This is a genomic window from Pseudolabrys sp. (assembly GCF_050250095.1).
In the GTDB taxonomy this organism is placed as follows: domain Bacteria; phylum Pseudomonadota; class Alphaproteobacteria; order Rhizobiales; family Xanthobacteraceae; genus Pseudolabrys.
Genome location: NZ_JBFWPH010000007.1, coordinates 55653 through 67184, shown reverse-complemented (window position 1 = coordinate 67184; position 11532 = coordinate 55653). Strand labels below are relative to the sequence as shown.

The 11532-nt window shown below is 65.2% G+C and carries 11 protein-coding genes; 6 read left to right on the top strand and 5 right to left on the bottom strand.

Annotation, left to right across the window (positions count from 1 at the left end; all coding sequences use genetic code 11):
- Positions 1 to 65: 65 nt before the first annotated feature.
- Both AB7F10_RS18120 and AB7F10_RS18115 read left to right on the top strand, forming a co-directional pair.
- Positions 66 to 848 (top strand): 3-hydroxybutyrate dehydrogenase, encoded by a 783-nt coding sequence (locus AB7F10_RS18120; protein WP_428564128.1) that lies wholly within the window; start codon positions 66 to 68, stop codon positions 846 to 848.
- Between the two features lie 13 nt (positions 849 to 861).
- Positions 862 to 1959, top strand: a complete 1098-nt coding sequence (locus tag AB7F10_RS18115) for a patatin-like phospholipase family protein (protein ID WP_428564125.1) — start codon at positions 862 to 864, stop codon at positions 1957 to 1959.
- 9 nt (positions 1960 to 1968) lie between these two features.
- Here AB7F10_RS18115 and AB7F10_RS18110 read toward each other — a convergent pair whose 3' ends face one another.
- The gene (locus AB7F10_RS18110; protein ID WP_428564122.1) at positions 1969 to 2859 is read right to left on the bottom strand and encodes an NAD(P)-dependent oxidoreductase; all 891 of its coding nucleotides are present in this window, start codon (positions 2857 to 2859) and stop codon (positions 1969 to 1971) included.
- A 204-nt stretch (positions 2860 to 3063) separates the two neighbouring features.
- Between AB7F10_RS18110 and AB7F10_RS18105 the strand changes: the two genes are divergently transcribed.
- From AB7F10_RS18105 to AB7F10_RS18095, 3 genes are read left to right on the top strand one after another with little or no spacing between them, the layout of a single operon-like run.
- Positions 3064 to 3546: a MarR family winged helix-turn-helix transcriptional regulator gene (locus AB7F10_RS18105; protein WP_428564119.1), complete on the top strand. Its 483-nt coding sequence runs from the start codon at positions 3064 to 3066 to the stop codon at positions 3544 to 3546.
- Positions 3539 to 4684, top strand: coding sequence for an HlyD family secretion protein (locus tag AB7F10_RS18100; protein WP_428564116.1), 1146 nt, complete (start codon positions 3539 to 3541; stop codon positions 4682 to 4684). The genes AB7F10_RS18105 and AB7F10_RS18100 overlap by 8 nt, the downstream gene beginning before the upstream one ends.
- A gap of 16 nt (positions 4685 to 4700) precedes the next feature.
- The gene (locus AB7F10_RS18095; protein WP_428564113.1) at positions 4701 to 6242 is read left to right on the top strand and encodes a DHA2 family efflux MFS transporter permease subunit; all 1542 of its coding nucleotides are present in this window, start codon (positions 4701 to 4703) and stop codon (positions 6240 to 6242) included.
- Between the two features lie 4 nt (positions 6243 to 6246).
- Here the strand turns inward: AB7F10_RS18095 and AB7F10_RS18090 are convergent, their stop codons facing one another.
- Genes AB7F10_RS18090 through AB7F10_RS18080 form a run of 3 tightly spaced genes read right to left on the bottom strand, consistent with a single transcriptional unit; the run spans position 6247 to position 9151 of the window.
- Positions 6247 to 7371 carry a CaiB/BaiF CoA transferase family protein gene (locus tag AB7F10_RS18090; RefSeq protein WP_428564110.1) on the bottom strand — a complete coding sequence of 375 codons (1125 nt, stop codon included), beginning with the start codon at positions 7369 to 7371 and terminating at the stop codon, positions 6247 to 6249.
- A gap of 4 nt (positions 7372 to 7375) precedes the next feature.
- A complete protein-coding gene (locus tag AB7F10_RS18085) occupies positions 7376 to 8236 on the bottom strand; it encodes a MaoC/PaaZ C-terminal domain-containing protein (RefSeq protein WP_428564107.1) in 861 nt (286 codons plus the stop codon).
- Positions 8237 to 9151 carry an SDR family NAD(P)-dependent oxidoreductase gene (locus tag AB7F10_RS18080; protein ID WP_428564104.1) on the bottom strand — a complete coding sequence of 305 codons (915 nt, stop codon included), beginning with the start codon at positions 9149 to 9151 and terminating at the stop codon, positions 8237 to 8239.
- Positions 9152 to 9582: 431 nt separating this feature from the next.
- Here AB7F10_RS18080 and AB7F10_RS18075 point away from each other — a divergent pair, with 431 nt between their 5' ends.
- Complete coding sequence (locus tag AB7F10_RS18075; RefSeq protein ID WP_428564101.1) at positions 9583 to 10419, top strand: RlpA-like double-psi beta-barrel domain-containing protein; 837 nt, start codon at positions 9583 to 9585, stop codon at positions 10417 to 10419.
- On the opposite strand, the gene AB7F10_RS18070 is transcribed toward AB7F10_RS18075, so the two are convergent.
- Positions 10416 to 11522 (bottom strand): 5-methyltetrahydropteroyltriglutamate--homocysteine S-methyltransferase, encoded by a 1107-nt coding sequence (locus AB7F10_RS18070; RefSeq protein WP_428564098.1) that lies wholly within the window; start codon positions 11520 to 11522, stop codon positions 10416 to 10418. The two genes, AB7F10_RS18075 and AB7F10_RS18070, sit on opposite strands and share 4 nt — an antisense overlap.
- Positions 11523 to 11532: the final 10 nt, after the last annotated feature.

Sequence of the window (11532 nt, the reverse complement as noted above, 5' to 3'; positions counted from 1 at the left end):
AATCTCGGCAGGCTCCATCCGGAACCGTCCCCTCCTTCCGATCCCAGCACCTTGGAGACCATCCCATGCTCAATGGCAAAACCGCCCTCGTCACCGGCTCCACCTCCGGCATCGGGCTCGCCACCGCCCGCATGTTCGCGAAGAACGGCGCCAACCTCATGCTCAACGGCTTCGGCGACGGCGGCGAGATCGAGAAATTGCGGGCGGGGTTCGAAAAGGAATTCAAGATCAAGGCGCACTATTCCGGCGCCGACATGTCGAAGCCGGACGAGATTGCCGGCATGATCCGGGATGCCGAAAAGGAGTTCGGCGCGGTCGACATCCTCATCAACAATGCCGGCATCCAGCATGTCGCGAAGATCGAGGATTTCCCGCCGGAGAAATGGGACGCCATCATCGCCATCAACCTGTCGTCGTCGTTCCACACCATCCGCACCGCGCTGCCCGCGATGAAAAAGAAGAAATGGGGCCGCATCATCAACATCGCCTCGGCGCACGGCCTCGTCGCCAGCGGCGAGAAGGCCGCTTACGTCGCGGCCAAGCACGGCCTGATCGGCCTGACCAAAGTGGTCGCCATCGAGGCCGCCAACGACGGCGTGACCTGCAACGCGATCTGTCCCGGCTGGGTGCTCACCCCGCTGGTGCAGAAGCAGATCGACGCCCGCGCCAAGGCGGCCGGCCAGAAGGAGCGCGAGGCGGAGATCGCGCTGCTGTCGGAAAAGCAGCCGATGCACAAGTTCACCACGCCGGAGCACATCGGCAACCTCGCGGTGTTTCTGGCGAGCGACGCCGCCGAGAGCATTACCGGCTCGGCCTATTCGATCGACGGCGGCTGGGTCGCGCAGTAAGCGCGGCAACGCCATGATCGGCATCATCAACCGCGCGCTCGGACGCGACTCCAAAGAGAAAAAGCCGGACCAGCCGTCGACGAAACTCGTCAACCTCGCGCTGCAGGGCGGCGGCGCGCACGGCGCCTTCACCTGGGGCGTGCTCGATTTCCTGCTGGAAGACGGCCGGATCGAGATCGACGGCATCACCGGCGCATCGGCCGGCGCGGTCAACGCGGTTCTGCTCGCCGACGGCCTCGCGCGCGGCGGCCGCGAGGAGGCACGAAAACGCCTCGCCGACTTCTGGCGCGCGGCAAGTCTCGGCGGCAACCTGCCGGACATGCAGCGCAAGGTCATCGACCGGCTGTTCACCTTCATGCCGCTCGAGGACTCGCCGATGGGCATCTGGTTCAAGGCGATGTCGCGCTACCTGTCGCCCTACGACATGAATCCGCTCAACATCAACCCGCTGAAGGATCTGATCGAGCGCTTCGTCGACTTCGAGGCGCTGCGCAAGGCGGATGCTCCGCAGATCTTCATCTCCGCGACCAACGTGCACACCGGCCGGCTGCGGATCTTCGCGCGTGAGAAGCTCACGGCCGAGATGGTCGCCGCCTCCGCCTGCCTGCCGCTCTTGTTCCGCGCCGTCGAGATCGACGGCGTACCCTATTGGGACGGCGGCTATCTCGGCAATCCGCCGATCTTTCCGCTGTTCGGCCGCACCCGGACCGAGGACGTGCTGCTGGTGCAGATCAACCCGCTGGTGCGCAACGCCATGCCGACCTCGACCTCCGAGATCATGAGCCGGCTCAACGAGATCACCTTCAACTCGCCGCTGATGGGCGAGTTGCGCGCGATCGAATTCGTCGGCCGGCTGATCGACGAAGGCCGGCTGCCGCGCGGAGCCGGCGCCGGCAAATACCGCCGCATCAACATGCACCGCATCGCCATGGCCGGCTCCGCCAAGACGCTGAACGCCGAGAGCCGGCTCAACACCGACTACGATTTCTTCGAGCTATTGCGCACCAACGGACGCCGCGCGGCGCGGCGTTTTCTCGATGAGCATTTCAACGACATCGGCGAACGCGGCACCGTGGACCTGCGCTCGGAGGTACAGGCCGAGTGGGCCTGACGGCACGCTTTATGTCTGCTTGCCGACAACGACGCCGGCGCGGCGCTCGATCGGCTGAACGATCGTCGTGAAGTCCTTGTCGGGGCCGATCTCGCTGAACGCCGTCTCCCAGGCACGGCCGACCGCGCGCATGATATCGTCCGGCACGCCGAGCGCCTTCGCCTCGTCGAGCGCGAGCCGCACGTCCTTGGTCATCAGCGCGGTGGCAAAGCCGAGGTTGAAACTGCGCGGCAGAATCGCTTTCGGGAACTTGTCGGTCGACGCGGTGTTGCGTCCAGAGCCGGCGTTGATGACGTCGATCATGATCGCGGGATCGAGCCCGGCCTTGACGCCCATCACCACAGCCTCGGAGGTCGCGGCCAGCGCGCAGGCGGACAGGATATTGTTGGCGAGCTTCATGGTCTGAGCCATGCCGGGCTTGTCACCGACAACGAACACCGTGCCGAAGACGGCGAGCGCATCCTTCACATGCGCGATCTCGGCCGCGGGGCCTGACACCATCACCGCAAGCGTCCCCTTTTGTGCCCCGGCGACGCCACCCGACACCGGCGAATCGATCTGGACGATGGTCTTCGCCGCGAGCGCGGCGGCGACTTCGGCGGCGACGCGCGAGCCGGTGGTCGAAAGATCGACGAAGCGTTTGATCCTTCGTCCTTCGATGACACCGCCCGCGCCGGTCGCGACCTTCGCGACGATGTGCGGCTCCGGAAGGCTCGCCAGCACCGTCTCGGCGCGGTCGGCGACGTCGGCCGGCGAGGCGGCGAGTTTCGCGCCGAGCGCGACCAGCGGGACCGCGGCGTCGTTGCGGGTATCGTAGATGACGAGCGAATGGCCGGCCTCGATCAGCCGCCGTGCCATGGGGGCGCCCATGTTGCCGAGCCCGATAAATCCGATCTCCATCGCCGCCTCCGCCCGCTTCCTCAAGGTTTGCAGGAGTTTGCCGAAGCCGGGCGGCGGCGTCACGCCGTCTCATGGTGGCAGGCTACCGGCCCTTGCGGCGCATGGCAGCCCTGAGAAGATTGCGCTTGGAGATAATAAGCAAGCTTATTATATTGCTGCTTAGAATTTGTGCAAGCTGACGTCCCGAACCTCTTGGATCCTGCGATGCCGCCGCGCCATCCCTATCGCGAGTTCGCCTTCACGCTAATCGATACCGCGCGGCTCCTGCGAACGCTCTCCGATCAGGAGGTTCGCCGGATGGGCATGACCCGCGCGCAATGGGCCGTGCTCGCCCGCATCGAGCGGAACGAAGGCCTCAAGCAATCCGAGATCGCGGAAATCCTCGAGATCCAGCCGATCACGCTGACCCGGCTGCTCGACCGCCTTGCGGAGAACGGCCTGATCGAGCGGCGGCCGGACGAAAACGACCGCCGGGCATGGCGGCTCTATCTCACGCCCGCGGCCAAGCCGCTGGTCGACCGCCTTGATGCGCTCGGCCGCGACATGATGCGCAACGTGCTCAAAGGCATATCCGCCGACGCCCTGGCGAGCCTGACGAGCCAGATCGGCGCCGTCCGCGACAACATCCGCGGCGAACTCGTCGCCAAGGACACCGACACCAGTAGCAAGAGCAAGAAATATGGCTGACCGTACCCTCAAAGTCGTCGACGCGCCCCAGGCGAAGTCGTCGCCCGATGCGCCCGCAGAACAGTCCGGCAAGCGTGGGCCGTTCGCGCGCATCGACCGCGCGCGGCTGCGCAAAATCCTCCTGATCGGCATCCCGGCCCTGGCGCTGGTGATCGGCACCGGCATCTATTTCGTCGGCGGCCGCTACATCTCCACCGACAACGCCTATGTCGGCGCGCAGAAAGTGCTGGTGACGCCGGACGTGTCCGGCAAGGTCACCAAGGTGCTGGTGCACGAAGGCCAGCGCGTAAAGCCCGGCGACGATCTGTTCGAACTCGACCCCCAGCCCTACAAGCTGGCGCTCGCGCAGGCCGAGGCCAAGCTCGCCGACACCAAGGTCCAGTACGACAATCTGAAGACCAACCTCGAGTCGCTGACCGACCTCTCCGATCTGGCGAAGAAGAACGTCGATCTGAAGAAGGCCGATGTCGATCGCAAGATGGAACTGTTGCAGAACCGCACCGGCGCCCAAGCCGCGGTCGACACTGCCGCGGCCGCCCTCGTCGCGGCGAAGCTGCAGTCGCAGTACGCCGCGCAGCAGCGCGCCAATACGCTGAACCAGTTGCTCGGCGACCCCAATCTGCCGCTCGAGAAGTTCCCGGCCTATGAGCAGGCCAGGGCGGCGGTCGGGCAGGCACGGCGCGATCTCGACCATACCGTGCTGCGGTCATCGATCGCCGGCATCGCGACGCAGGTCGACAACATTCAGCTCGGCCGCTTCGTCACCGCGGGATCTCCGGTGTTCAGCATCGTCGACGACAGCGCGCCCTGGATCGACGCCAATCCGAAGGAAACCGACATCACCCATCTGCGCATCGGCCAGAAGGTCGAGATCGACGTCGACAGCTTCCCCTCGCACACCTTCCACGGCACGGTTCAGTCGGTGAGCCCCGGCACGGGTTCGCAGTTCTCGATCCTGCCGGCGCAGAACGCGAGCGGAAACTGGGTCAAGGTCGTGCAGCGCGTTCCGGTCCGGATCGTGTTCGACAAGAACGAGGATCTGACCCGCCTGCGTTCCGGCATGAGCGCGACGGTCTCGATCGATACCGGCTACAGCCGCCTCCCCTTCGTCGCCAACGCGGCGCCGGCGGAGAAGTAAGCAGAGACGCCCTTCGATGACGACGGCAAGCGCCATATCGCCGGAACTCCGGCGCACGATGGTCACGGTCTGCGCCATGACCGCGACCATCATGCAGGCGCTCGACACCACGATCGCCAACGTCGCGCTGCCTTATATGCAGGGCTCGCTGTCGGCCTCGCTCGACCAGATCAACTGGGTGCTGACCTCCTACATTGTCGCCGCCGCGGTGATGACCGCGCCGATCGGCTGGCTCGCCGACCGTTACGGCCGCAAGACGCTGTTCATCATCTGCGCCGCGGGCTTCACCTTTGCCTCGGTGCTGTGCGCCATGGCGCAGAACATCGAGCAGATGGTGCTGTTCCGCCTGATGCAGGGCATGGCCGGCGCTGCGCTGGTGCCGCTGTCGCAGTCCGTCATGCTCGACGCCTACCCGATCGAGAAGCGCGGCTCGGCGATGGCGATCTGGGGCATGGGCGTGATGCTCGGCCCGATCATGGGCCCCACCCTCGGCGGCTGGCTGACCGACAACTACAGCTGGCATTGGGTGTTCCTGGTGAACCTGCCGATCGGCATCATCACCGTGCTCGGCCTCATGTTCTTCATGGAAGAAACCAAGAAGCAGGAACACCTGCGCTTCGACTGGTTCGGCTTCGGCGCGCTGGCGGTCGGCATCGGCGCGCTGCAACTGATGCTCGATCGCGGCGAGCAGGTCGGCTGGTTCGACGCGGGCGAAATCTGGATCGAGACCATCATCTCGGCCGCCGGCTTCTACTACTTCTTCGCGCATTCGCTGACGACCGATGCGCCGTTCATCCGCTTCGAGCTGTTCAAGGACCGCAATTTCGCCGCCGCCTGCCTGTTCATGGTGGTGATCGGCATCGTGCTGTTCGGCACGATGGCGCTGGTGACGCCGTTCATGCAGAACGTGCTCGGCTATCCGATCCTGACCGCCGGCATGCTGCTCGGCTCGCGCGGCGTCGGCACCATGATGACGATGATGGCGGCGCCACGGCTGATGAAGCACGTCGAATCGCGCTATCTCATCCTGGCCGGTCTGCTGCTGACCGCCGGAACGCTGTACGAGATGGTGGGGTTCACCACCGACACCCAGCCCTCGACCATCGTGACCATCAGCATCATCCAGGGCATTGGCCTCGGCCTGCTGTTCGTGCCTGTCACCTCGGTCGGCTTCGCGACGCTGCCCGGTCATCTGCGGACCAGCGGCACCGCGATGATGACGCTGGTGCGCAACATCGGCTCGTCGATCGGCATCTCGATGGTGATCGCCAATCTCACCAGCAAGACGACGCTGATGCACGCGCGGCTGACCGAGAGTGTGACGCCGTTCAACAACGCGCTGCAGATGCCCGATGTCGCCGGCACGCTCAACATGCAGACCGATCTCGGCCGCGCCATGCTCGACCGTATCGTCACCGAACAGGCGGCGGTGATCGCCTATGCCAACGACTTCAAGCTGCTGATGATTCTCGCCATCGCGACCATTCCGCTGGTGCTGCTGATCAGCACGTCACGCGCGAGCGCCCCGCAGGCGTCCGCGGCGCACGCGATGGACTGAACGACTACTTCTTTGAAAACTCGGCCTTGACCTTGCCGGTATGCTCGCCCAGCGCCGGGATCGCGCCATAGCGGCGCTGCTCTCCGTTGACGATCGGCGTGGGCGCCGGCGTCGACACCGGGCCGGTCGGCGCGCCGACCGTGATCCGCCGCAGATGCGGATGCTGCGACAGCAGCATCGAATCGTTGACCCGCGCGAAGGCGATATCGGCGGCCTCGAGCAGTTTCATCAGCTCGGCGACATCGTGCTTCGAGAAGGACTGGCCCACGGCCGCGTCGGTCTCGGCACGGTTTTCGGCGCGCCTGGGATTGGTCGCGAATTTCGGATCGGTGCCGAGCGCGGCGTTGCCGAGAATTTTCTCCGCCAGCACCCGCCATTCGCGGTCGTTCTGGATAGCGATGAGAATGTCCGCGCCGTCGCGCGACTTGAACACGCCATAGGGCGCGATGGTCGCATGGGCAAGCCCGATACGCTTGAACGGCTGGCCGCCTTCGGCATGCAGCAGCGGCACCGTCATCCATTCCGCCATGGCGTCGAACATCGACACGGCAATGTCGGCGCCCTGCCCGGTTCTGGCCCGCGCCAGCAGCGCCTCGAGGATCGCCTGATAGGCGTTGAAGCCGGCGGTGGCGTCGACCAGCGAGATGCCGACGCGCGCCGGCGCATCCGGCCCGCCGGTCACCGAGGCGACGCCGGACTCAGCCTGAATGAGAAGATCGTAAGCCTTGCGTGATTTGTAAGGGCCGCTTTCGCCGTAACCGGAGATCGAGCAGCAGATCAGCTTCGGATAGTCCTTGCGCAGCCGCGACACCGCGAAGCCGAGTTTGGCGAGCGCGCCGGGCTTGAGATTCTGCACGAACACATCCGCCTGCGCGAGCATGGCCTCGAGGACGGCCTTGTCCTCGTCCTTGCCGAGGTCGAGGACAACGGATTCCTTGCCGCGGTTGAGCCAGACGAAATTGGCGCTCTCGCCGTGGACGACATGATCGTAGTCGCGGGCGAAGTCGCCTTCCGGCCGCTCGACCTTGATGACGCGCGCGCCGGCATCCGTCAGCCGGCAGGTGCATTGCGGCGCGGCAACCGCCTGCTCGATGGAAACGACAAGGATGCCGTCGAGCGGCAGGGTCATCGCATCACCCGGAGATTTCGGCACGGCCGTTGTTGATCGCGACGATGTCGCGCTCGACGACGCGGGCGCGATAGCTCACCACGCTGCCGTCACGCCAGATTTCAGTGCGGATCGTCTCGCCCGGATAGACCGGCGCGGAGAAACGCCCGGCCATGCCCGTCAGACGCGCCGGGTCATAGCCGCACACACTTTTCAGGATCGCGTGGCCGGCGACGCCGAAACTCGCGAGCCCGTGCAGGATCGGCCGCGGAAATCCGGCCGCCTTGGCAAAGGCCGGTTCGGCATGCAGCGGATTGATATCGCCGGAGAGGCGGTAGACCAGCGCCATTTCGGGCCGGGTTGGCAGATCACAGACGATATCCGGCGCGCGGTCGGGAATGGCATGCACCGGCGGCGCTTCGCGCGCCGGCCCGCCGAAGCCGCCGTCCGCGCGGCAGAACGTGGTCTGCTTCAATGTCGCGACGAGGTCGCCGGTCGCCTTGTCGGTGACCTTGCGCTCCGAATAGACCAGCGCGCCCTTGCCCTCGCCCTTGTCGATCACCTCGACGATGCGGGTCTTGCCGATCACCGTGCCCTTGCCCGCAATCGGCTTGTGAACGGTGAAGGACTGCTCGCCGTGCACCACCTTGTTCCAGGTGACGCCCGACTCCGGGTTGCGCAGCCAGTACGGCGAATAGCCGAGCACCAGCGCATAGGTCGGCAACACCTTGAGCGCCTTCTCATACACGAAGGCAAGCTCGTCCTCGTTCATCGGATCCTGACCGAGGCCGAGACCGAGCGCGTAGAGGATCGCGTCCTTTTCGGTATAGACGTGCTCGACTTCCGGAATGTTCAGCGCGAGCAGCTTGTCGTAGACGATCGGCATCTAGACCGGATCCCACGCGAACACGTCGGCCGAACGCTCAAGCGGCGTCAGCGAGGGACCGAAAGCGCCCTTGAGCTGCTCCTCGAGCTTCGCCGGCGTCCAGCCCTCGGAGCGATGAATGACGCGGATCGGCCGCGGCTGGCTGAACAGGAAAATCTCGTTGTTGCGCACCGAGAAAATCTGCCCGGACACCCCCTCGGCGCTGTCGGAGGCGAGATAGACGACGAGCGGCGCGATCTTTTCCGGCGTCATCTGCTGCAGGCGTTCGACGCGCTTCTTCTCGGCGTCGGTCTCGGCCGGGATGGAGCCGATCATGCGGCTCCAGGCGAACGGCGCGATGCAGTTCGAGCGCACATTATAGCGCTGCATGTCGAGCGCGATGCCGCGCGACAGGCCGGCGATGCCGAGCTTGGCTGCCATGTAATTGGCCTGACCGAAATTGCCGATCAGGCCGGAGGTCGAGGTCATGTGAACCATGGCGCCGGAATTCTGCTCGCGGAACAACCGGGCGCAGGCACTGCTCATGTTGAACGAGCCGTGCAGGTGGACGGCGATGACGTCGGACCAGTCCGACCAGCTCATCTTGTGAAAGATACGGTCGCGCAGGATGCCGGCATTGTTGACGAGGATATCGACCTTGCCGAAGGCGTCGATCGCCGCCTTGACGATGGCGTCCGCCGTCTTCGGCTCCGCGATGTTGTCGGTCGAGGCGATGGCCTTGCCGCCCGCCTTCTTGATTTCGTTGACGACCTCCTGGGCCGGGCCGGTGTCGGCGCCCGCGCCTTCGAGACTTGCGCCGACGTCATTGACGACGACGCTCGCGCCTTCCTGCGCCAACAGCAGCGCGATGGCGCGGCCGATCCCGCGGCCCGCACCCGTGACGATGGCGACTTTTCCAGCAACGATTCCGGCCATTTTGACTGTTCTTTCTCGCGTGCGGACCCGCGGTCCGCATTCGTTTTGCAGACACGTGGAAACGTCTTAACCACGTTCCGCGCCATCATGGCAAGCGCCGCGACACAGGCCAAAGAAAGCGTCAACCACGCTCGTTAGCGGCGGCGTAACCGTGCGCCACGCTTTCCGCACGGCCGTGCGCAGAGTTTCGATGCCTCGCATCATAACGGCTTCTACTGACGCGCCGTCGCGGCAACCGCGCCGGAATTATTTTTCGCGAGCATGGCGCACGCACGCGAGACCTTCGCGATAACGCGTTTTGATGACGGCACGGCAGGCTTACGAAGCCCGCGAGAATTTTATGAGTTTTTTCATCGTGCTCTTTAAGCCGGCGTGGTGCGGCTTCCGCCTAGGCTTTCCGGCAACCAGAAGGTTATCAGCCGGGGGGCTGCATGAAGTCCGCTTTTGCCGAACGGCATCGTGCCGGTCTGCGCGTTTTCGCGATGGGATCGGTTCGCCTGTGTGTTGCCGCGCTGGCCTTTGAAGGTCTCCTTGCCGGTCTCGCGCAGGCGCGTTTCGATACGCCACAGGTCGATGCCGTCGCCGTCGCGCCGATCCCGCCTTTGTCGCACGCTGCCGCCGAAATCGCCTTGCCCCGCGCGACCGCATTTCGCTTCGAGGTGACGTCCGACAGTCCGCTCTTCGATGCGCTCGATGACCGCGCCGCGGCCGAAGCGGTCACCGCCGCGATCCCGCGCCTGCGGCTGCCGCCGATTTCGTCGGCGCCGATCGAGAAACCCGCCACGACGGTGACCGCCAATATCTCGATCGCGGCGCCGGACGCCGCGCTCGCGCCGGCGATGATCGTCGGCGCGGCGTCGATGTACGATCCGACCGACCCCGCCGACAAGGACTCCGGCGACGCCGAAACAGCCTCCGGCGAATACTACGACCCGAACGGCTGGACCGCGGCGATCCAGATCGATCTGCGCGGGCGATTCAACGGTGTGCGCTATCGCATGCGCTACGAGCCGGCCTATGCGCTGGTCGAGGCGGGCGGCAAAAGCGTCATCGTGAGGATCAACGATGTCGGGCCGCTGCGGCCCGGCCGCGTCATCGACCTCAACGCGCGCACGATGCGCTTCTTCGATCCGACAATGACGGCAGGCGTCTTGCAGGCGGTGCGCGTTACGCCGCTGCCCGGCCGCAACTGGTTTGTCGGCCCGGTCGACGACGAGGACGACGCCATGCCGGTGGCGCAGGCATCGCTGTCAATCGGCGAGCACTAACGGCCCCAGACCTCGTCGGCGAGTTCGACGATCATGCGCAGCTTGGCCCACTGCTCGTCTTCGGCAAGCGCGTTGCCTTCTTCCGTGGACGCGAAGCCGCATTGCGGCGACAGGCAGAGCTGATCGAGCGAGATGTACTTCGTCGCCTCGTCGATGCGCCGCTTGATCTCATCCTTCGATTCGAGCTTGCCGGTCTTGGTGGTGACCACGCCGAGCACGACCTGCCGGTCCTTCGGCACCATGCGCAGCGGCTCAAAGCCGCCGGCCCGCGTGGTGTCGTATTCCATGAAGAAGCCGTGGACCTTGATGCGGTTGAATAGCACTTCCTGCACCGCCTCATAGCCGCCGGCGCCCATGAAGGTCGACTTGTAGTTGCCGCGGCACATATGCATCGTGATCGTCATGTCGGCGGGAATGTCCGCCATCGCGGCGTTGACGAGATCGCCGTAGAGCCGTCCGAGCTTTTCGGGGTCGTCGCCGCGCGCCGTCATCTGCTGGCGGTATTTGTCGTCGCACAGCATGGCGATGAAGACTTCGTCGAGCTGGAGATAGCGGCAGCCGGCATCGGCGAAGGCGCGCACGGCCTTCTTGTAGGCCTGCCCCAGGTCCTCGAACATCGCATCGAGCTTCGGATAGGCCTTGTCGTCGATCGGCGGCCGCGCCGGACGGCCATAGACCGCAGACGGCGCGGGAACCGTGATCTTCGGCGTGCACCCGGTGTGCGCGGCGACGAACTTGAAATGCTCGATCATCGGATGGCCGGTGAAGCCGATCTTGCCGGTCACCTTGACGCCCTCGTTGCGCGTCGTCACCGCGGCGAAGGCGACGCCGCTGTTCATCACATGCTTGTCGACGCCGTCGAGACCCCAGAGAAAATCGAGATGCCACCACGAACGGCGGAATTCGCCGTCGGTGATCGCCTGCAGGCCGACCTCCTCCTGCTTCTTGATGACGCGCTCGATCTCGCGGTCCTCGACCGCTTTTAGCGCAGCTGCGTCGATCTCGCCCTTGGCGAATTTCGTCCGCGCCTCCTTGAGCGCAGCAGGACGCAACAGACTGCCGACATGATCGGCGCGAAACGGCGGCTTGGTGCGCAGGGCCATCGGTGTTTCC